The organism is Psychrobacter sp. Pi2-51 (assembly GCF_904846665.1).
In the GTDB taxonomy this organism is placed as follows: Bacteria; Pseudomonadota; Gammaproteobacteria; order Pseudomonadales; family Moraxellaceae; genus Psychrobacter; species Psychrobacter glaciei.
This window is the reverse complement of record NZ_CAJHBP010000015.1, coordinates 45,785-68,260: the sequence shown is the minus strand read 5'-3', so window position 1 is coordinate 68,260 and position 22,476 is coordinate 45,785. Positions and strand designations below refer to the sequence as shown.

Genomic DNA, 22,476 nt, shown 5'->3' with positions numbered 1-22,476 from the left:
CTGTGACTATATAGAGTAAAGAAAAAGCGTCCTGGGGCGCTTTTTCTCTCGCTTAAACCATCAAAATCCCTTAGGATAATTAAGTTTGGAAATTTACAGATCGTAATTTGGTAAGGATACCTATGAACAATCGATATATACGTAAACCTTTAACAGCTTCAATTCTGCTATCTATAATGGCTTTTCCTCTATCGGTTATGGCAGCAGAGCCCATATTAGAAGAGATAGAACCAGAGCTTGACCAAGCTGCCGAACTCCTCAAGCGTGAGAACCAAACCGCTGTATCAGACCCTACAGCACCTTCTACCGTAGTCTCAGATACAGAGGCTCAACGTGCTATCAGAAGTCGTCAGCAACTTGCTGCCGCCACCGCTTACAATTTAGAAGCCTTAAAAGCCAATCCAGCAGCATTTAGTAAGTATTTAAACGATGCGTTGGCTGCACAGGATATGGTAACCGTCAAAGAATTATTGCCGCATTATAAAGCACTAGAAACCAATGACCCGATGCTTATTAATTTTGCTGATGCACTCGTATATCGTAGTGAAGCTAAAAACAAGCAAGCCATCGCCATCTATCGTAATATGCTAGCGGCAGACCCAGACTTCCACCCAGTACGCCTGAATATGGCATTGGCTCTGCAAGCAGACAAACAGTATGCCGCCGCGAAAGACCAATTCTTAAAGCTACAATCAGTCGACTTACCGGCACCTGTTATGGCTAGGGTTCAAGGCTCATTGGCTCAGATAAACAGTCTCGAAAACTGGCGTTTTGATGCCTCTGCCAGCTACGTCAAAGATGATAATATCAATGATGCGCCATCAAAGACTATCCAATCTCAATTAGGCAACTCAGTTGAGCAGAAGTCAGCCAATGGTATCCAAGTATCAGCCAGTGCAAACAAACGCTTTAATTTACCCGATAACTTTTATGCCACGGTGGGTGGTAATGCCTCACTAAAAGGCTATTGGGATGAGACTGACTATAACGACTATTTATTCACGGCTTCTGCTGGTGTCGGTTATGATGATGCCAAAAATGATATCTCTCTCACGCCATTTGTGACGAAACGATACTATGATGAAGAGCCATATAGTCTACGCAAAGGCGTCACTGTTAGTGGTTCTCGCTGGGTAAAACCTAAGCTAAAGCTATCAGCGACTGGCATTTTATCTAAAGAAACGTTTGAAGACGACGACAATAAAAACCGCGAGACTGACGGACAGTTTTTGGGTCTAAATGCATTCTATATTAAAGATGCCAAAGAATACTTTTATGGTGGTCTTGGTAATTATCAAAACGACGTACCCAAATCTAGCATTATCAGCTATGACCGCAACTCTGTAAACGTTGGTTGGGGTCGTGAGTGGAAGCGAGGTATTTCTACCCTAACGACAGCGGGCTACGCTGTAAAAGAGTACGATGATCCAGCGGATGCTTATCCAGCGGGTAGCGGTGCTCTAAATGGTTACTACAATGCTGTCGGTGGTAAAGTTGGCTCGACAAGAGAGGATAAGACGACATCATTGGGGCTACAAGTCTGGAAGCGTGACTTGACTCTATATGGTCTGACACCGCGACTGGTATTTGATTATGATCAGACTTCCAGTAACTTTGATTATTATGATGATCGCGACGAGAAGTCGGCAACCATATTGTTAACCAAGACCTTTTAATACCTTATAGCTAGGGCATGTATTTAGCTAGGGCATGTATTCATTTCCATTTCTATTCTTAAAATTAGAACACACCCTAATATAATTGCTCATAATAAAAAACCTCGCCAATCATGGCGAGGTTTTTTTGATAGTGATAAGATTATTTACTTATTTATTAAGGTTCAGTTCCATTTCTTCAAACTTAGCAGTTACTGAAGGTTTTGGACCGCCAGTCATAATACTAACCGCGAAGATAGCAATGGTACTTAAGATGAAGCCTGGAACGATAGCATATAACCAGCTATTTAATGCCATACCATTCATCTCGAAAGGACCATAGATCCACAGGATAACAGTTAAGGCACCAATTACCATACCAGCGACCGCACCGTTACGGTTCATACCGCGCCAGATTAGGCTGAAGATAACCAAGGGTCCGAATGCTGCACCAAATCCTGCCCAAGCGTTAGAAACTAAGCTCAATACTGAGCTATCGGGATCAGAGGCGAGCAAGATAGATACGAGGGCTACCGCTACAACTGAGATACGACCCACTAGTACTTGGCGTGCTTCAGGAGCATCTTTATCGAAGAATAGCTTGTAGACATCTTTAGTCAGCGAGCTTGATACCACCAATAGCTGCGATGAAATGGTACTCATAATCGCAGCTAAAATAGCGGCTAATAAAAACCCTGAAACCAGCGGTGTGAATAAAAACTGTGTAAAGACTAAGAATATGGTCTCAGGATCATCCAAGGTCATTGCGGTTTTTTGTACATAAGCACGACCAGCAAAACCTGTCATTAAAGAACCAATTAAGCTGACAACCATCCAGCTCATACCGATATTACGTGCCATTGGTACGTCTTTAACTGAACGTATCGCCATAAAACGAACGATGATATGTGGTTGACCAAAGTAGCCAAGCCCCCATGCCATTAATGAGATAATACCAATGATAGTCATGCCACTGGTGACATTTAATAAACTTGGATCAATGTTTCGAACGGCTTCAGTCGTTGCTGATATACCGCCAAGATCTGTAAAGGCAACAACTGGTACGATCACCATTGCAAATAACATGATGACGCCCTGTACAAAGTCAGTCATCGATACCGCTAAGAAACCACCGAATAGGGTATAGGCAACGACGACACCAGCAGTCACCCAAAGACCCGTGCTATATGATAAGTTGAGTGAGCTTTCGAAGAGTTTACCACCACCTACTAGACTTGCAGCGGTATAAACGGTGAAAAATAAGATGATAACGATTGCTGATATGACACGCAGCATGTGCGATTTATCTTCAAAGCGGTTGGCGAAATAGTCAGGCAAGGTAATCGCGTTGTCAGCGACTTCGGTATAAACGCGAAGGCGCGGTGCCACAATGATATAGTTCAATAAGGCACCTAGTGTCAAACCAAGTGCGATCCACATACTTACGACACCATCGGCATACATATAGCCTGGTAGGCCAAGGAGTAACCAACCTGACATGTCCGACGCCCCTGCTGATAATGCAGTGACTGCGGGACCTAAATTACGTCCTCCCAACATGTAGCCTTCAGTATCATTGGCTTGCTTAAAATAAGCGTAAATGCCAATCCCAATCATCACTAAGAAGTAGGCGCCCAACGATATCAGCACGCCACTAGAAATCCCATTCATATAAACTGTCCTTAACCAACGTTGTTGGCTGTAATTATTTTTAACTATATAAAATTAAGTCATCACAAGATGATGTTTATAAACAATATTTAAAGACAAAAAAAGCCATTAAGTAGGACATAATGGCTTTTGACTTTTAATCAGTATTTTCTGTTAGTTTTATATGATTGATACTGTTTTAAAAGTAATATTCATAAAATAGTGATTAGAGGACAACAAGCGTAGCTTAATCACAATCTTGTCTATCGCCCTTATCTGCTAGTTTTTTACAAATGCTACTCACTTATATAATCAATCATTTAAAACCATTAAACCTACTGTTTACCATCATATATTACTCGAAGTCTTCAAAATATGACTATCAGTGTTATTCTGGTAAATTTATGTTATAAAAAACAAAGCCAAACGCATTATAACGTATGGCTGTTAAAAATGCGAACAACTGAGCTTGGCTTTGTAACGTAAGGCTTTATACAAAGCCAATAAAGGTTTTAAACCATTATTTGATACTTACTAAAAGCCGTTTAATCAATTGGGGCAAGCAAGTCTAATAAGGCAGACACGCTACTAGAGCGAGTCAGCTTTGGATTGATAACCACACCGAGGTAACGCTGTAGCTCAATATTATCTGCCATATTGATACGCTCTAAATCTTGACTGACTAGGGTTTGAGGCAATACTGACCATCCTAGGCCAACAGAAACCAACATCCGAATGGACTCAAGTGGGTTGGTACTCATGGTGGCGTAAGGTTTTAGATTATGCTTGGCAAACTCAGCTAAGGTAATTTGGCTGGTAAAAGTATTGGCAGAGGGCAAAATAGCAGGATAGCGAGCCAATTGCTCTAAAGTGACATTGGCTTTGGTCGCTAAAGGCGATAATGTACCGGTCATAAAGTAGAGTGGGTCTGACCAAAGCGTGTGATACGTCAAACGCTTATCGTAGACAGGTGGCAACGTTAGGAATGCTAATGATAAGTCACCATCTAACACCGCCTTGTGCGCCGTTTCAGAGTCGACAAAATGAACTTCTAACTGCACCGCAGGATAGGCTTGAATAAAGTGCTTGAGCACAGGAGCCAAATGATGCAAGCCAATATGGTGGCTGGTGCCAATGACCAATTTACCCGACACAATGTGCTGAGAGTGTTGTAAATTGATTTTGAAGTTCTCATAATCGTCGAGCCAGCGCTTGGCGTGCGGCAGCATTTCACTAGCGGCTTGAGTCGGCACAATACCGCGACCGACCGTATCAAACAACGTAATATTAAATTCATCTTCTAAATTTTTGATGCGCTTACTGACGGCAGGCTGGGTAATAAAAAGCTTTTCTGCTGCGCCTGAGATGCTGCCTGTGTGCATAACAGTGACGAATGTCGTCAAATTCGTGGTATTCAAACCGATGTCCTTAGCTGCGTAGCGAGCTATAAATAAAAGTTGGCTGACCTAGTCACAATGTATTAGAAATAAAAGTTTGCGACTACGTAAAAATCATCAATTATTATTATAGGATTAGCCTGCTATAATCACAAGGTATCAAGACGTATTTATTCTATTAACTTGGTAATTAGCCGTCCAACGCCTGTATTGATGGCCAGTTTTACCAATTTACCTGAAAACTCATCAATTGGTGTTGATATAGATGTGTGATAGACCAATTTAATAAGTATGATCTGTAAAAAATATTTTTGATAAATAGTAAGTTTATTATGAAAGGCGTCAGTAACATAACGCCACTTTATAAATAAAATGCATGTCTGTAAATAAAAGTGTTAATTAGATAAAAATTTCAATAAAAACCTCGCTGGCTGTTGTGTGAGCGGGTAAATAGATTCAGTGATTAGCAACTAATAAAGGATAGCAACATGGCCGGTCAAACGTTATATGACAAACTTTGGAATGCTCACGAAGTCACCAAGCGTGATGATGGTTCGAGCCTGATTTATATCGACCGCCATCTACTGCATGAAGTAACGAGTCCACAAGCCTTTGAAGGTCTGGATCTGGCCAATAGAGCGCCATGGCGTCTGTCGGCTAACATCGCTAGCCCTGATCACAATGTGCCAACGGTGACCAAGGAGCGTTTAGAAGGCGTCGCAGGTATCAAGGATAAAGTGTCGCGCTTACAAGTACTCACCTTAGATGACAATTGCACTAAGTTTGATATTGCTGAATTTACCATCAATGATGCCCGTCAAGGTATCTTGCATGTGGTTGGTCCTGAGCAAGGTTTGGTTTTACCTGGTATGACCGTGGTTTGTGGTGATTCGCATACTGCAACCCACGGTGCACTTGGCTGTTTGGCGCATGGTATCGGTACATCAGAAGTCGAGCATGTGTTGGCAACGCAGTGTTTGATTCAAAAGAAATCAAAAAATATGCAAATCCGTGTCACGGGTAAGCTTGGCGCTGGCGTAACCTCAAAAGATGTGGTACTTGCTATTATTGCCAAAATTGGTACCGCTGGCGGGACAGGGCATGCCATTGAATTTGCAGGGCAAGTCTTTGAAGACATGAGTATGGAAGGTCGCATGACCGTCTGTAACATGGCCATCGAAGCGGGTGCTCGCGTTGGTATGGTCGCGGTCGATGGCACGACCATTGATTACGTCAAAGGCCGTCCTTATGCACCAACCACTGAGCAGTGGGAGCAAGCGGAAGCTTACTGGCGTACCTTGTATTCAGATGATGACGCAGTATTTGATACGGTGGTTGAGCTGGATGGTAGTCAAATAGCGCCACAAGTCTCTTGGGGAACCTCTCCTGAAATGGTTGTTGATATCACACAGTCAGTACCGACGCCTGATCAAGCCGCCGATGAAGCGCAAGAAGAAGGCTGGTTACGTGCCTATACCTATATGGGTTTAGATGCTGGCCAAAAAATCACTGACATCCAGCTTGATCGTATCTTTATTGGTTCGTGTACCAATTCGCGTATCGAAGATTTGCGCGATGCCGCCGCCGTGATTAAAGGTCGTAAAGTCGCGGACAATATTAAAGAAGCCATCGTTGTGGCGGGTTCTGGTCAAGTTAAACTACAAGCCGAAGCAGAAGGTCTGAATACCTTATTTACTGATGCGGGTTTTGAGTGGCGTGAGCCGGGTTGCTCGATGTGCCTTGCCATGAATGCCGATAAGCTTGAGCCACAAGAGCATTGTGCCTCAACCTCTAACCGTAACTTCGAAGGTCGTCAAGGTAATGGTGGTCGTACGCATTTGGTCAGTCCAGCAATGGCCGCCGCCGCCGCATTGGCAGGACACTTTGTAGATGTGCGCACGTTTTAACTTTACATTTCTAAGAGCATAAAAATGAAAAGGCTGTTTATTTTATTTTGCTTATTGAGCAGCGCTCAGTTAGCGATGGCTCTTGAATACTGTAATGCAAAATTTGCCTACTGTGTCGATGTGCCTGACCAATTAAAATGGCTACCCGAGGCAGATAATGGAGATGGACGCCATTTTAAGTTGTCCAATTCCAATGCCGATATTTTAATCTTTGGCAGTTATACACCAAATGTCTTCTTTTATACAGATAGCGATTATCTGAAAGAGAAGCAACATCGATATAAGACAGATACCACAGTTACTTACGAGCTTTTAAAAGATAACACCTATACAGTAAGCGGCTACAGAGAAAACGGTCAAGTTTTCTATCATGTTATTAAGGTTGATGACGGTAAGGAAGCTGTCCTACACCTGAACTATTCCAAAAATGAAACGGGTAGGATGACTAAGATAGTCAAGCAAATGGCACGCTCTTTTGAGCTGTATTAAGCAACCAGAAAATTTTACGTTAGTAATCGATATTTTAAGGAAAAACCATGCAAGCTTATAACACCCAAACAGGTATCGTTTGCCCACTCGATCGCGCAAATGTCGATACCGATCAAATCATTGCAAAGCAGTTTTTGAAGTCTATTAAACGTACCGGCTTTGGTGTCAATCTATTTGATGATTGGCGCTATCTAGACGAAGGCTATCCGGGTCAAGACAATAGCACGCGAGTGATTAACCCAGACTTTGTATTGAATAAGCCACGTTACCAAGGCGCGACTATCTTACTGGCACGCCGCAACTTTGGTTGTGGTTCTAGTCGTGAGCATGCGCCGTGGGCATTGTCAGAATACGGCTTTCGTACGGTGATTGCGCCAAGCTTTGCCGATATTTTTTATAACAACTGTTTTAAAAATGGCATGCTACCAATTGTCTTGGACGAGGCAATTGTAGATACCCTAATGAAAGATACACTTGCTAACGAAGGCTATGAGCTAACCGCCGATCTTGAGCGCCAAGTGGTCATTACTTCAACTGGGGAAGAGTATCCTTTCGAAGTCGATGAATTTCGCAAACATTGCTTGCTAAATGGGTTGGATGATATCGGCTTAACACTACAGCAAAGTGATGCTATCAAAGACTACGAGCATCAAATGATGCAAAAAACGCCTTGGATATTCAATGAAGTACGCGCGTAGAGAGTAACTCATAGACCAGTGGCTATAAAAAACCGATGAACAATAGTAACGCAGCGTTGAGTTATCGTGATGAACTGGCTAGAATGAAGGGTAATTCATCTTCCATATTAAATAGTAGCCGTCATTATGAATAAACAACGTTATGCTGTCTGGACAAGTATGGCTGTCGCTGTAAGCTTATTGTTAACAGGCTGTCAGTCATTGACGGGCTATAAACAAATAGACAAGGCAGATAGTGCCAAGGTACGAGTGGGGAACATCCAACCCGTCGAGGGTGAGGTGAATATTTCTTGCATAGGCACCTACCACTGCGAAATTGTGCAGATAGATAAAACCTTAGTGATTGCACCGGATACCCACGAGCCGGTCAGTCCTGACATGCTGGTTATCATGCCTATGAATAAAACCGATCAGCGGGCACGAGCACAGATGAATATCGACATGACGCCACTTTCTAATAAAGATGCTGTCAAAATCGTTCCGTTATCTGCTTCTGGTATGCCAGGACTGACCAACTACTACGCGCGGGTCAAACCTGCAAAACACGAAGTACAGGTAAATTTCTATCCAGAAAACAACGTCGGCTATGTTGAACGTTTTGCGATTATTCATGATTTCGTCGAGCCAGGCACTTATCAGTTACATGCTTATCAAAAAAAATCTAGCGACAATTCAGGGAGCTTATTAGACACGGCATCGCCTGAGCCTTTATGCATTGAGTTGTCGCAAGACAGTAATTTGCAGCGGCGCTTTTGTAAACAGCTGGGCGCTGAGCATCAAGGGGAATTTGTAGAGACCAGTATTATTGAGAAAAAGTCCACTCCATTAAAAGCCGTGGCTTGATACCTAGACTCTCAATTGGATGGTTCTACAAAACCTAGCTTAATTAAAGACAACAACCTCTACTGTGATGGCTATCATTATTGATGGTGGTCTATTATCGATAGTGGTCGTTTTGTAGAAGACGGTAATACAGCGCTAGCAGTACCTATTATAAAAACTTACTTACCCAAAAGGATCAGTATGGCAACGATTTTAACATTAGCGGGCGATGGTATTGGCCCTGAGATCATGACTCAAGCTGTTGATGTGCTCGAAGCGATTAATAAGAAATTTTCGTTAGGTTTGACCCTTGAATCTGGGTTAATCGGTGGGGTGGCAGTCGATGCAACGGGTGAGCCTTTACCAGATGAGACACTAGCGCGTGCGCGTGCTGCTGATGCCGTATTACTAGGTGCAGTTGGTGGACCTAAATGGGATGGTATCGAGCGTAGCAAACGCCCTGAGCGTGGTCTGCTTAAAATCCGTAGTGAGCTGGGTTTGTTTGCCAATCTACGTGTGGCAAAGCTGTATCCGCAGCTTGTCAATGCCTCTAGTATCAAGCCTGAGATTATCTCAGGTCTCGATTTACTGATTGTCCGTGAATTGACGGGCGGTATTTATTTTGGTGAGCCACGCGGTATCCGCACATTGGAAAACGGCGAGCAACAAGGCTATAACACCATGGTGTATAGCACCAGTGAGATTCAGCGTATCGGTAAGGTCGCCTTTGAATTGGCGCAAACACGCGCACAGGCAGCAGGTACGCCAGCCAAAGTTTGCTCGGTAGATAAAGCCAATGTCCTAGAAGTCACTGAACTGTGGAAGCAGACAATGATTGAGATGCAGCAAGCGGACTATAGCGATGTGGCGTTATCGCACATGTATGCTGACAATGCTTGTATGCAGCTGATCAAAAATCCCAAACAGTTTGATGTCATGGTGACGGGTAACATGTTCGGCGATATCTTGTCTGATGAAGCGGCCATGTTGACAGGCTCTATCGGGATGCTACCGTCTGCCAGTCTTGATGCCGCTGGTAAAGGTATGTATGAGCCATGTCATGGTTCCGCCCCTGATATTGCTGGTCAAGACAAAGCCAATCCATTAGCCACGATTCTTTCTGTCGCGATGATGCTACGCTATACCTTTAAGCAAGAACAAGCTGCCCAAGCGATTGAGCAGGCAGTCAGTGATGTTCTTGATGATGGTTTGCGCACCCTTGATATTCTAGATGCCAGTGAAGCCGCCTTAAAACAAGTAGGCTGCAAAGAAATGGGGCAAGCGGTGTTGGCTAAATTGGTATAAAAAACCACGCTAATAGCTGCTAAGGTTTCCACCATATTTTAGCTGTCTTATTTCGATATTAACTCCCATAAATTGCTCAGCAGTTTATGGGTTTTTTATGCGCCAAGGATTTAGCTGGACTTAAAAAAAGTACCGAAAAATACATTAGGCCGTGTCCTCATTTTTAAAATGAGGATAAAAGTGAGGTAAATTGCCGTCAAACAAGGAAAATAGCGCAGATAATATCGAGATATTACCTAGCTAATTGACGATGTTTAGCAAGATTTAACCACTTTTAGCCCATTTAGATCGCTATCGGTTGAATTGAGGACACGGCCTAATAATTTTAGTCAAATGGACGTCGTATTAACACAGACACCGCAGGATAAGGCGCTTAGTAACACAAAGCTGTTATATGCTCACAAGGGAATATGGCAATATAAACAACTTATCAGCAAGCAGTAATAACCTTTATTCATGCAAAGACTGCTCATAAAGAATTAAAACGATAGAGATCAATAGTAGATTAGAGCAATAAAACTTGATAAAGAAATTTTGATAAGGCAAATAATAATTTTAGGAGCACCACATGTATCAATTGACAAAAATAAGCACTGCGTTATTGGCGATCGGTTTATCAACCACTATTTTCATAGGTCAAAGCGTGGCAGCAACCACTGAAAATATGACAGCGACCGATGAAAGCACGCCATCAAGTAGCAGTAGTAATGTTGTTAAGACTAGCGATAGCACTAACAGCACTAACAGCACTAATAGTACTAATAGCACTATTGCTAATGAATCTGCTACCAATACACCTGCCATGGAAGCGACTAGTAGTACAGTGAAAGATAAGTCCACTGACATGAGTCCAGTGACCAATGGCGTTAGTCAAAAGCTGACAGGCAAGAGTAAAACTACCGTATCACTGAATAAATTTTTACCCACGATTAAATATAGCACAGAAAATTTACCAGAGATTGCTCAAAAAGTGAATAGCGCCAATTGGCAGGCGGGGATGAATATTAATCGCAATACTGGCACCAAACTGCAAGCATTATTAAATTGGCAGCACAGTGGCGTGGGTTCTGTTGACGGTTATTGGGGCAAGAATACCCGCAAAGCCATGCAAGCATTCCAAAAAGCCAATGGCTTGACGGTCACAGAAACGCTAAATACAGAAACGTGGCAAGCATTAACTAAAAACGACAAGCTGATGGCGCAACCAGTATTGGTGAGCTATCAGCTGACTGAGGCGGACGTCAATATTAAAACCACCACTATCCCAGCAGCGGCAAAAGAAAAAGCCAAGCTCGAGGGGATGTATTACGAAAGTGTGACCGAAGGGCTGGCAGAAAAATTTCATATTAGTGAAAAGTATCTAAAATCGCTCAATCCCACTGCCAGTTTTAGCGCAGGCGAAACCATCACCGTTTACAATCCTGGCAACCCTAATACCAAGCCTGTCAGCCGCGTGGTCGCTGATAGAGTGACCGAAACCCTCTATGCTTATGATGCCCAGGACAATTTGGTTGCCAGCTATCCAACCACTGTAGGTAGCACGGCGACACCATCGCCAACAGGCACGCACACCGTAGAAGTAAAAGTGCATGAGCCCAATTATACCTATACTGCCGATGACGGCAGTAAGGCGATTATTCCTCCCGGTCCTAATAATCCTGTGGGAATGGTATGGATTGGGCTAAGCAAACCCTCGTATGGTATTCATGGTTCGCCAGATCCTGCTCGTATCAGTCGCCAAGCCTCAGCAGGCTGTGTGCGCTTGACTAACTGGGATGCGTTAGCGCTGTTAGGCGTGATTCAAAATGGCGCGACAGTAGAGTTTAAGTAACGGTTCAGTACTAGGGCGTGTCCTCAATTCAAGCGATTGTATCTAAATGGGCTAAAAATGGCTAAATTTTGCCAAACATCGTCAAATAGCGGATTAATATCCCGATATTATTTGCACTATTTTCCTCGTTTGACGGCAATTTATCTCATTTTTATGACCATTTTTAAAATGAGGACACGCCCTAGCAAATCTTAAAAGCCATAAAAAATACCGCTGTTAAATAGCGGTATTTTTTATGGCAAAACCAGCAACTAGAATATGATAGGCAATAATGAGTAGGTTAGCAGTGTCATTATTATTATCAGTTAAACCACTCAAGAATTTATATTAGCCAAAACCGTTTATTCGTAAATGAAAGGTTTCGATACAAACGCTGTTATAACCATTCTAGTTGATAATAATATTAGTTTTTGCCACGATAAGTAATGCGACCTTTGGACAAATCATAAGGTGTCATTTCGACCTTAACTTTATCACCAGTCAAGATACGAATGTAATGCTTACGCATCTTACCTGAGATGTGCGCAATGATCTCGTGTCCGTTTTCTAAACGAACTTTAAACAATGTATTTGGAAGGGTATCAATAACTTCGCCTTCAAATTCAATAATATCGTCTTTTGCCATAATTTGTATCAATCAATTAAAAATAAGCCGACATTATACGTAAGTTTGCTGATTAAAGCAATACAGCCATAGGTTTTTACTTGACAGCTTGTAACCGTTATGTATACCAGCTTATATCAATCTAGTCAGGTAAATTCAACCAAATGGGCGTCAGAGGGGCATCCGGTAATAACTGCTGGAATCGTTCAGGATAGTAGGCGTTAATGAAATATAAACCATCTCCAGAGGCGGTAGGCGGTGCAATCGTACGGTCTTTTTTGGCTAAAATACGTAAAAAATCTGCCGGTTCTAAGTGGTGCTTGCCGATGGCATATAAGGTGCCCATCAAGTTACGCACCATGTGGTGCAAAAAGCCATCTGCTTGGATGTCAAAAACGATAAACTGACCATGAGCAAATAACCTAGCATGACTGACGGTTCGTACTGGCTGATTAGATTGACAAGCGGCCGCGCGGTAGCTGCTAAAATCGTGAATACCAACAATATCGGCAGCAGCTAACTGCATCGCTGCCAAATCAAGTGGCTCATAGATGTGCGTTACTTGATGATTCAAAATAGCGGGGCGCTGTGCTTGATTAAGAGTGATATAACGATAGCGGCGAGCAATGGCACCAAAGCGCGCATGGAAGTCCGCTGGCATCGGTTGAATCCAGCGGAGGGCGATGTCATCGGGCAACAGGCTATTGACACCGCGCAACCAATTGTTTGAAGGTCGATAAGCGCGGGTAGTAAAATGGGCAATCATATTGCTGGCATGCACGCTGGCATCGGTACGACCAGCAGCGATTACTTCTACCGGTTCGTTGGCGACCTTACCGATGGCAGTCTCTAGCGCTTGTTGGACGCCGAGCACTTCTCGTTGACGTTGCCAACCGTGGTAATGAGTACCCAAAAACTCAACCGCAATCGCTAAGGTATAAAAGGGTGAATCGTCAGACGCTATATGCTTAATCTCAGTCATGGTGTGTTCAGAGTGTATACAGTTGAGTAGGAGGTAATGGTCAGTTAGCGTTTTTTGATGGTCGTACCAGCTTGAGTGACATTATTTAACCAGCGCTGTCGACGCCTTGCAGGACTGTCATAACGCAGTAATAGCCACAATAAGCGAGCGTAAATAGCGGGAATCGTTAAGCGCCCACCGGCTATCACATGATAGTCATACTGCCAACTACCAGCAGCATAACTGTCACTCACTCCCCCAAAAGGCGATTGGCTGGCACATATCACCATATGTCCATGCTCATAAGCAAGCTGTAGAGCTGCTGCTAATGCGTCTGAATAAGGAACATTGCCTGCACCAAACCCCAATAGCATAATGCCAGATGGCGGCTGCGACAATAATGCTTGTAGCTGATTGCTCATCACCCCAGTGTCATTAGGCAAACAGTATAAAGCATGGATGCGGACTTGCTCAGCGCGACTTTGAATAGCATTAATTATATCGTACTGGTCATCCAGCCAATGCTGCCGTCGTGTATCTGGTAACGTTCTGATATAGCTATTGGCCGGATAAGCGGCTCGAGAATGTCCAGTAAATGCCATCAGATCGTGACTGTGTATCTTTTGCACCGTTTGTGCTGGCCATGACTCACCACTAAAGCAGATCTTAACACCAGATTCACCAGCTGCTGCCAGTTTTAAGGCGTCCGTCAGATTATCCCACGCGTCACTGTTCGCATCGACGCTATAGTTATGCAAAACCTCACTGTCTAACAATGGGCGCATACTTCCAGTCACAACGACACAAATATCGCTGCCCGCAAAAGCTTCCGCTAAAAATGCCCCTAAATAACTTAAAGTGTCAGTACCAGTGATTAATACAAAGCGTCTGTCACCTTGTGCATAGGCGTTCATCAGGAGCGTGTAAAAATGTATAAAGTCACTGGGTGTGAGCTGGCTGCTGTCTTTAATTAGGGTATTGTCGAGCCATGAAATCTGAGGTAGATTGCCCGAACTATCTTGCTCAACTAGCAGTTGTTGCAATGTGGGTAGAAATATTTCTGCTGATAAAGGTGCTAAGGGTCGTCCGTAGCTACCAAAAGTGCCACCAGCATAAATGAGTTGAATGGGGTCGGATAAGTTTTTTGTCATAGCAGGTGATGGCATAATATTGGCACAGTCAATGAAGGCAAAAAAAGAGACGAGAGAGCTTGGTAATGATAGGTAATATGATGATAGATAGTATAAAGGCTAAATGCAAAAAAAATCAGCAAGTATTTATTCTAAATGATTAGAGGATACTTGCTGATATTAGAAGAGGTTATTGACTATGCAGTGCGGTCAAGTAGCATTTGAGCTTGTTGCTGTTGCTCGCTATTACCTTGAGTCATGACTTCGTTTAGCAAACGTTTGGCACTGTCATATTCACCCAATTGCAAATATTGACCAGCCAAGTCTAAAGTGACTTGATTGCTATCCAAGGTTTTAACAAAATCAAAGTCTGCGGCAAAACGTAAAGAGAAATCTTCTTTTGTTTCGATTTCATTGTAAGTAACAATCTCACTGTCCACTGTACTTACATCATACTCAGCATCGACTGGAGTCGTCGCCGTTGGTGCATCTGCTAGCAAGTCGAAATCATCGTTTGCTAATGTATCTTCATCAAACGTCAATGGCGCAGTTGGTGCCATGCTTGACGCTTCAATGTGAGTATTTTCTAAAGCATTATTATCAAGTGGCTGATCTTTAAGGCTACTGTCTTCAAAGCTACTGTCTTCAAAGTCATTGCTTTCGAAATTATTGTTTTCAAAGCTGTCGTTTTCAAGATCATTGTTTTCAAGGTCATTGTCTTTAAAGTTGTTCTCTTCAAGGATAAAATCACCTAGATCATTATCTTCTGCAAGAGTAGGCTGTTCACTTTCTAAGACATTGTCTATAGCAACTGATTCATCGATATCGTCTAAAGACAATACAAAGTCGTCGTCACTATTCTGAGTCACATCTGTTGTAGTTTCGCCAGTCGCCTTGGCAGCATCTGTATCCACACCAGCCTCTAAGTCTGAAAAATCTAAGACAAAGTCTTCATCTTCTAACATGATGTCTTGAGGCGCACTGTCAGTAGTGGAGCTGACAGAAGGTTCAGTAATATTATCCGTCTGCTCAGGCAAATCAAGGCCAAAATCAAAGTCGCTGATATCGTTGTCTTGAATGATAGGCGTAGTATCGCTAGCATCTAGAGTCAGATTTTCCTCTTCGACGATGTCGACCTGACTGACAGGCATAACGCTAGTAGCGGTTGGCTCGTCGCCATCATTTTCTAGGTCATTAAGTGTCAGGTCAAACGTGTCATCGACATTTTCAGTGGTAGGATTGACATCATTAAAGTCATCAGACAGTCCTGATTTTTCGGTAGGTTCATCGATTAGAGGTGTAGCGCTATCTTCAGCAGTAACCGTATCTTGAACAGTCGGTGTATTGACGACTTGGCTGGCAGGTAAGTCAAAATCCAAACTTTCAAAGTCAGTATTTTGAGTATCTTTTGCCGCTACCGCATACTGTGCTGCTTGGTTTTGCTCTTCAGTGAGTAATGATTTTAGTTCATCGGCTTGTGCGATGCTTTTTGGGTCACTGTGACTTTTAATGTCATCATAGACGCGATAAAAGTCATCCGTTTGATTGGTAGTTGCGTATATACCTAAGAGCTTCAGCAATAACTGACTGTCATTGGGTTTTTCTATGAGACCACGACTGAGTGTTTCAATGGCTTTGTCATAGCGCTGTTGATTTATAAAGCGCTGCGCAACCGATAGGTTATCAAATTTGCCTTCGTTGTCAGCATTTTGCTGCGTAGGACTGCGCTGCTTGGCCCCAGATGTAGTCGCTGGGTTGCTGGCTGCCAAATTCTTGTCGGCCTGCACAGCCGTAGGTGCTGATGGCTTCTGCGCCTTGTTCTTGCGCATTACCAAGACGGCTATGATTAAAATAAGTACCAGTCCGGCGATGATATATAGCATATTGTCCATAGTTACTCCCACGCCTACGATCACTGTTGCAGCACACTGCGCTGATCAGTCAGGCAATTATTGATTGCGTAATTTTTTGAGACGAGCTTGAAGCTCCGCCAGTTTTTGGTTTTGTAATTGCAATTTACTAGTATAACCGTCAAGCATATTGTTGGTTTTTGACAGGCGCTGTGCTTGTGACGCAGCTCCTTGCCTAGAGGCTTTGAGCGTTGCTAAGGTCTCTGTACTGAGACCATTGCCCGTGGCCGTTGCTGCTTTAGCATTATTACCGTCGGCGTTGCCATTTTTATCAGTATTAGAACTAGGTGCGAGTACAGAAAAACGCGCTTTTGGTAATGTCTGGGTTTTAGTGGCGGCTGGATTCTTAGGGCTTTCAGAGTTTTGAGTTGCTTGAGTCGTCTCAGACGCTGTCTCAGTTGTCGTTTTAGCCGCTGGTTTTGGGGGCGCTGTTTTCTTGACGGTAGGGGTGTTTGCGCTCAGTCTATATTGTCTTTGAGCATTAATAGCCGCTTCCAAGTTTTGCTGTGATGGTACGACTTCATAATTGGGTAAGCTCAGCTTAGCATCCGCTTTTAGTTGATCTGCATCTTTATTGATAAAAGCATTCGGGTTTTGTGCCTGAATTTGTTTCATGACCGTTTGAACGTCTAGGTTATTTTTTTGGGCAATTTGCTGGGCAATAACCCATAAGCTATCGTTGCGCTGTACTTGATAGTCAACGGACGTGCTAGTAGCGCGATTGGTTGCTGTGTTAATTGTAGCGGCAGTATTGCTATTCACTGTAGTCGACCCTGCGGCAACAGCGCTAGAGGGGATGCTGCTTGGTGCAGTAGTAGTAATAGCGCTATTAGAATCTGATTTTGCCATTGATGCAGTGCTGGCAGCATTGTTATTCGGCATTGGCGATGCAGGAGCGTTGGCCATGATGCCAGTACTGGTCTTATTGCTAGGCTGTATCTGTCTTATGATTTGTATATTTAAAATATCGAACTGTTTGTCAGTGATTCCAGCAATTGTCTTATTATTATTTGCCGTTGTACTGTCAGCCATGCTTTTATTGATCATTACTTTGTTTTCGACAGGGTTGCTAGTTGCCTTGTCAACAGGACTGATATCTACAGCGCTAGCAGCCGTTGTCATGACGTTGTTGCTAGCATTCAAACGCCCATTATCCAAGCGACTTGGGGAATAAATAGGACGATTGCTCTGCGGTGCAGAGGTGGCTATTACTGGCAAGTTTGAGGTAACTGTCGCTGTCGCCGCTCTAGGTGTTGATATCAGTGGTGGCGGCGCACCTTTTCTAACCGTCAACGGTTTGGCGTTGGTAGCTGAAATGATAGGCAGATTGGGTTTCTTTGCACCGGTCACGATATTTTTAGAAGGTTTGTTAAATGGCTTAATAGGTATACTGTCATCAAGAGGCATGAGCAATGTCTTAGGAATGACATTGCGTTGACCACCGTCATTAATGGCTAAGACCACATCGGCAAAAGGCTTAGAAACGGGCTGCGTGGTGTTGATCAAAACTTGCCCGCTGCTCGCTGACGTGGGTCTAAAACTCACTGTCATTGAATCCGTTGGCGTAAGCCCCATTTGTTGATAAATAATAGGGTTCGCTAAGCTGGCGGAAAAGTCAGCGGCTTTAATGTCAGTCACTATTATACTTGCGGCTAAGGGCTCGTGCTGCGCAGAGGTTACGACAGTCTTACCGATCGTTGCTGCCTGCGCGCTAGACGATATAGCAATAGAGCCTATTGAATAAAGTAACGCCATCGACACCGCACAATTTACAGTAGTCAAGCGATGAGATAAATGACGAGACATGTGCAGCCCTTAGAGTGTAAGTTACTTGTGCTGTTATAACAAAATACGCTTTAGTTTACCAGTTTATTTCATAGACGTTACTTTTTAGTAGCTACTAAAAAGTAACGTTGACTAATAATGCCCAATAATGTTGCAACTTTAAAGGTATTACCTGATTTTTTTGTCAAGGAGCATCGCATCGCCATAGCTAAAAAAGCGATATTCAGCTTGGATAGCATGTTGATACGCCTGTTCGATAGCGGCCTTGCCTGCAAATGCTGATACAAGCATCAATAGGGTAGACTTGGGTAAGTGAAAGTTAGTCAATAAACGATCTATGACCCCAAATTCAAATCCAGGATAAATAAAGATATCGGTGTCGCCTGACCAGCTAGCAAGTGCTTTGCCGTCAGCTGCTGTTTTTTGATACGCTGTTTCGAGTACGCGCGTCACCGTCGTACCAATAGCGATGACTTGCTTACCATTCGCATGGGTTTGATTGATAAGGTCGGCGGTCGGTTGCGGTAGATGCGCGTATTCGCTGTGCATGGTGTGGTTGAGCAAGTTATCTGTCTTTACAGGGGCAAAAGTACCAGCGCCAACGTGCAAGGTGACAAACGCTGTATTAATCCCTTTTGCCGCAAGTTTGCTTAACACACTCTCATCAAAATGCAGACTGGCTGTGGGTGCGGCAACGCTGGCAAGTTTGGCTGGATCATGAAAGACCGTTTGGTAACGGGTATTGTCCGTGGCATCGGCATGACGCTCAAAGTAGGGCGGAATGGGCAATTCACCATAAAGCTCTAAATGAGGCAAAATAGGCGCGTCAAACGCTAGGATAAATAAATTGTCTTGGCGACCAATCATCACGCAGCCCATGTGACCATCCGCAAGCGCCAGTCGCTGACCAAGCTTGGGGGCTTTACTGGCTTTCACATGGCAAAGCGCGACATATTCTCTCGTAACTGGCTGCTCATCTGTCGCCATTAAATGCAAAGTTGCTATGTCCAAATCCGAGATATTAACCAAACGTTCAATCAATACTTCAACCTTGCCGCCGGTATCTTTTTGACCAAACAAGCGCGCTTTCATGACCTTGGTATCGTTAAATACGATCAAATCGCCTGCATTTAATAGATCAGGTAATTCAGCAAATAAACGATCTTCGGCTTGACTGATCTTATCACCATGATGGTCGGCAGGCAGATATAATAATTTTGAGGCGGAGCGTTCTGACAACGGGTAACGAGCAATCAGAGTATCTGGTAGCTCATAATCGTAATCGTCTACGCTTAAATAGTCTAATATATCAGCGTTTGTATCAGTATGAATGGCGGTATTACTATCGGCAGCTACAGGGCGAGAGTCAGTCATAATCAGTCTTTGAATAGATAGGAATTTTGGCGTAATTGTAGCAGAAATGAGCATATGAAGGGATAGTTTGCGAAAGGATAAACTGGTATAAAAGCTATTTTAATTATTAAAATAGCCTAAGCATTTACTACAAACAATAGACAGCAGCTTACTGCTTTAACACTAGAAATTCATTAGGTTATTCAAAAAGGTTTAACTGTGGCAGTAATTGCGTGGCAGGAGTTAATGAAGAATAAGTAACCCCAACCAACCTAATAGGAAGGTCACGTGGAATGTCTAAAAATAGCTTATCAAGCCAATAATGAGCAGAGTTAGCATTGGAGAATGCCGTCGATAAGGTGTGTGAGCGCGTAATTTGAGTAAAATCTGCGTATTTTATTTTTAGGGTAATGGTATAAGCAATCAGCTGTTTTTTTTGCATTTGTCCAAACGCATCGTCATTTTGCTCGTAGATTTGGGCTCTTAGTGCGTCATTATCACTTAAATTGTCTCGGAATGTGGTCTCAGAACCCACAGATTTATGCGTGCGCTCAGATTTGACAGGGCGCTCATCACGACCATGAGCAATATCGTGATAAAACTGGCCGCGTTTGCCAAACTCCTGCACCAATACGGCGGCTGGTATGCGTCGAAGATCAGCACCATTGCTCACGCCCATCGCATGGAGGCGCGTAGCAGTTGCCTTACCAATACCGTGAAAACGCTCAATAGGTAGCGTACTGATAAACGCATCAGCATCGGCTGGGGTGATAATCGCTGTGCCATTCGGTTTGTTGATATCAGAAGCAATTTTTGCCAGCATCTTATTAAACGATACCCCCGCAGAGGCAGTTAATCCGGTCTGTTCTAAGATTTTCGCCCGTAGCCAATTGGCCATCAAAGTCGCAGAACCTTGCTGGAATTGCAAGCCAGTGACATCGAGATAAGCTTCATCTAGAGATAAGGGTTCAACATGCGGTGTCAAGCGGTGCATGATACTGCGGATATCACTGCTGACAGCACGGTAGACGTCAAAGCGTGGTCGCACAAACACCACGTCTGGACAGCGTTTGCGTGCCTCATAACAGGACATTGCAGACCGCACGCCAAATTTGCGCACTTCATAACTCGCCGCTGCCACCACACCGCGACCATTTGGGTCGCCGCCCACTACCAAGGGCTTGCCGCGTAACTCAGGGAAGTCGCGCTGTTCAACACTGGCATAAAAGGCATCCATGTCGATGTGAATAATCTTACGCGGGCTAGGGTTTATAGAAGCGGTCATGACCACTATTTTACCTGATTTTATGGTTATTTTGGTATTGATTGTTAGGTATATGAACGAGTTACAGCAACATTTTTGAACCTATTCATGCAAAAGGAATAACGGCAATCAGCAACTTTTATTGGAAGATTTTGAGCGTTAATGTGCTTTTATTAATGCAGCTGTCTGTATCGACTATATATCAGTAAAGAGCTGCTGCATGAGTTATTGTTAGGCATAAAAAAACCTCCGACTAGGGAGGCTTTTTTATTTTAAAAATGGTACCAGTGGTCGGACTCGAACCGACACGCTTTATAGGCAACGGATTTTGAATCCGTCATGTCTACCAATTCCATCACACTGGCATGTTAGATAATAAAGTTTATAATGCGAACTTTATTGAATTGGGCTACAGGGTTAACTCTGTATAGGCTGCGTATTATAGCAGCCTATTTTTGAGCGTCAAGAATTATTTATAATAATTGTGCTTTTAATCAAATTAATATTAACCGACAAACGCTCTTTCGACCGCATAGTCGGCTTGAACGCCCATGCGTGGTGACACAGTGAGACCGAAACCATCTAGAATCTCAGAGACTTCCGCATTGAACGGCATGCTGCCACATATCATGACACGGTCATCGTCTTTGTTAATTGGCGGTAAACCAATATCTTCAAAGAGTTTGCCTGATCTCATCAAATCGGTAACGCGGCCTTGGTTTCTAAATTCTTCGCGAGTAACCGTTGGATAATAAATAAACTTCTCGCGGAACCATTCACCAAAGATTTCATCGTTGGGCAGCTCATTTTCGAACATGTCACGATAAGCCAAGTCATCGACATGGCGTACACCATGCACCATGATGACTTTATCAAAGCGTTCATAGACTTCAGGATCACGTGCCAAGGCCAAAAATGGCGCAAGCCCAGTACCAGTCGACAGCATATAAAGGTGTTTGGCTGGTAGTAAATCATCTAAGACAAGCGTACCCGTGGGCTTTTTGCTGACCAACAGTTCATCGCCGACCTTGATGTGCTGTAGGCGTGACGTCAAAGGACCATCTGGAACCTTGATAGAGAAGAACTCTAAATGATCTTCGTAGTTGGGGCTAGCAATCGAATAAGCGCGCAAGAGTGGTCTGCCATCGACAACGATACCAATCATCGCAAACTCGCCATTGCGAAAGCGCAAACCATCGTCACGTGTGGTTTTGATGCTAAATAAGGCATCATTCCAATGATGAACCTCTGTGACCGTTTCGGTGCGAAGTTTTGACATAAAGTCCTCGTTAATAAATCACTATTTTTATCGTTAAGTGTAAATGAGTATTAAATTGAAATTTTCAATGATATGTTTTGGGGGCTAACAATATATAAATGGGTAATCATCAAAATTGCTAATAATAACGGCTCATACTTTGAAATATCTGTTATCTATAAACCAATAAGGTCATAAATTTATGAATCAATTTATAAGGTGTTTTCCACTTTCATACTAGGGCGTGTCCTCAATTCAACCGATAGCGATCTAAATGGGCTAAAAGTGGTTAAATCTTGCCAAACATCGTCAATTAGCTAGGTAATATCTCGATATTATCTGAGCTATTTTCCTTGTTTGACTGCAATTTACCTCACTTTTATCCTCATTTTTAAAATGAGGACACGCCCTAGGAATTGTACAGTAATAGCGAGGGTTTTTATCCTCATGAGCAATA

Annotated in this window: 17 protein-coding genes and 1 tRNA gene; 7 read left to right on the top strand and 11 right to left on the bottom strand. The window is 43.3% G+C overall.

Annotated features, from left to right (window positions below; translation table 11 throughout):
• Window positions 1–122 precede the first annotated feature (122 nt).
• The gene (locus JMY08_RS09330) at window positions 123–1,676 is read left to right on the top strand and encodes a surface lipoprotein assembly modifier (protein ID WP_201593023.1); all 1,554 of its coding nucleotides are present in this window, start codon (window positions 123–125) and stop codon (window positions 1,674–1,676) included.
• Between the two features lie 150 nt (window positions 1,677–1,826).
• Here the strand turns inward: JMY08_RS09330 and putP are convergent, their stop codons facing one another.
• Together putP and JMY08_RS09320 are read right to left on the bottom strand one after the other, a co-directional pair.
• Complete coding sequence (gene putP, locus JMY08_RS09325) at window positions 1,827–3,326, bottom strand: sodium/proline symporter PutP (RefSeq protein WP_201593022.1); 1,500 nt, start codon at window positions 3,324–3,326, stop codon at window positions 1,827–1,829.
• Window positions 3,327–3,850: 524 nt separating this feature from the next.
• The gene (locus JMY08_RS09320) at window positions 3,851–4,723 is read right to left on the bottom strand and encodes a LysR family transcriptional regulator (RefSeq protein ID WP_201593021.1); all 873 of its coding nucleotides are present in this window, start codon (window positions 4,721–4,723) and stop codon (window positions 3,851–3,853) included.
• Between the two features lie 467 nt (window positions 4,724–5,190).
• Between JMY08_RS09320 and leuC the strand changes: the two genes are divergently transcribed.
• The 6 genes from leuC (at window position 5,191) to JMY08_RS09290 (ending at window position 11,754) form a co-directional block, all read left to right on the top strand.
• Window positions 5,191–6,609: a 3-isopropylmalate dehydratase large subunit gene (gene leuC / locus JMY08_RS09315; RefSeq protein ID WP_201593020.1), complete on the top strand. Its 1,419-nt coding sequence runs from the start codon at window positions 5,191–5,193 to the stop codon at window positions 6,607–6,609.
• A 24-nt stretch (window positions 6,610–6,633) separates the two neighbouring features.
• The gene (locus JMY08_RS09310) at window positions 6,634–7,098 is read left to right on the top strand and encodes a hypothetical protein (protein ID WP_201593019.1); all 465 of its coding nucleotides are present in this window, start codon (window positions 6,634–6,636) and stop codon (window positions 7,096–7,098) included.
• Between the two features lie 47 nt (window positions 7,099–7,145).
• Window positions 7,146–7,796 carry a 3-isopropylmalate dehydratase small subunit gene (gene leuD / locus JMY08_RS09305; RefSeq protein ID WP_194618911.1) on the top strand — a complete coding sequence of 217 codons (651 nt, stop codon included), beginning with the start codon at window positions 7,146–7,148 and terminating at the stop codon, window positions 7,794–7,796.
• A gap of 126 nt (window positions 7,797–7,922) precedes the next feature.
• Window positions 7,923–8,639 carry a hypothetical protein gene (locus tag JMY08_RS09300; protein WP_201593017.1) on the top strand — a complete coding sequence of 239 codons (717 nt, stop codon included), beginning with the start codon at window positions 7,923–7,925 and terminating at the stop codon, window positions 8,637–8,639.
• A gap of 180 nt (window positions 8,640–8,819) precedes the next feature.
• Window positions 8,820–9,923 carry a 3-isopropylmalate dehydrogenase gene (gene leuB / locus JMY08_RS09295; protein ID WP_189581070.1) on the top strand — a complete coding sequence of 368 codons (1,104 nt, stop codon included), beginning with the start codon at window positions 8,820–8,822 and terminating at the stop codon, window positions 9,921–9,923.
• A 568-nt stretch (window positions 9,924–10,491) separates the two neighbouring features.
• Window positions 10,492–11,754 carry a L,D-transpeptidase family protein gene (locus JMY08_RS09290; protein ID WP_201593016.1) on the top strand — a complete coding sequence of 421 codons (1,263 nt, stop codon included), beginning with the start codon at window positions 10,492–10,494 and terminating at the stop codon, window positions 11,752–11,754.
• 403 nt (window positions 11,755–12,157) lie between these two features.
• On the opposite strand, the gene infA is transcribed toward JMY08_RS09290, so the two are convergent.
• The 9 genes from infA to JMY08_RS09245 form a co-directional block, all read right to left on the bottom strand.
• Window positions 12,158–12,379 carry a translation initiation factor IF-1 gene (gene infA, locus JMY08_RS09285; RefSeq protein WP_021814850.1) on the bottom strand — a complete coding sequence of 74 codons (222 nt, stop codon included), beginning with the start codon at window positions 12,377–12,379 and terminating at the stop codon, window positions 12,158–12,160.
• A 121-nt stretch (window positions 12,380–12,500) separates the two neighbouring features.
• Window positions 12,501–13,340, bottom strand: a complete 840-nt coding sequence (truA, locus tag JMY08_RS09280) for a tRNA pseudouridine(38-40) synthase TruA (RefSeq protein WP_201593015.1) — start codon at window positions 13,338–13,340, stop codon at window positions 12,501–12,503.
• A 44-nt stretch (window positions 13,341–13,384) separates the two neighbouring features.
• Window positions 13,385–14,485 carry an asparaginase gene (locus JMY08_RS09275; RefSeq protein ID WP_201593014.1) on the bottom strand — a complete coding sequence of 367 codons (1,101 nt, stop codon included), beginning with the start codon at window positions 14,483–14,485 and terminating at the stop codon, window positions 13,385–13,387.
• A 161-nt stretch (window positions 14,486–14,646) separates the two neighbouring features.
• Window positions 14,647–16,341, bottom strand: a complete 1,695-nt coding sequence (locus JMY08_RS09270; protein WP_201593013.1) for a FimV/HubP family polar landmark protein — start codon at window positions 16,339–16,341, stop codon at window positions 14,647–14,649.
• A gap of 57 nt (window positions 16,342–16,398) precedes the next feature.
• Window positions 16,399–18,165 carry a FimV family protein gene (locus JMY08_RS09265; RefSeq protein WP_201593012.1) on the bottom strand — a complete coding sequence of 589 codons (1,767 nt, stop codon included), beginning with the start codon at window positions 18,163–18,165 and terminating at the stop codon, window positions 16,399–16,401.
• Between the two features lie 147 nt (window positions 18,166–18,312).
• Window positions 18,313–19,518, bottom strand: a complete 1,206-nt coding sequence (gene queA, locus JMY08_RS09260; RefSeq protein ID WP_201593011.1) for a tRNA preQ1(34) S-adenosylmethionine ribosyltransferase-isomerase QueA — start codon at window positions 19,516–19,518, stop codon at window positions 18,313–18,315.
• Window positions 19,519–19,696: 178 nt separating this feature from the next.
• Window positions 19,697–20,782: a DNA polymerase IV gene (gene dinB, locus JMY08_RS09255; protein WP_201593009.1), complete on the bottom strand. Its 1,086-nt coding sequence runs from the start codon at window positions 20,780–20,782 to the stop codon at window positions 19,697–19,699.
• 258 nt (window positions 20,783–21,040) lie between these two features.
• Window positions 21,041–21,126 (bottom strand) — tRNA-Leu (locus tag JMY08_RS09250).
• Between the two features lie 140 nt (window positions 21,127–21,266).
• Window positions 21,267–22,040, bottom strand: a complete 774-nt coding sequence (locus JMY08_RS09245) for a ferredoxin--NADP reductase (protein ID WP_010199805.1) — start codon at window positions 22,038–22,040, stop codon at window positions 21,267–21,269.
• Between the last annotated feature and the right edge of the window lie 436 nt (window positions 22,041–22,476).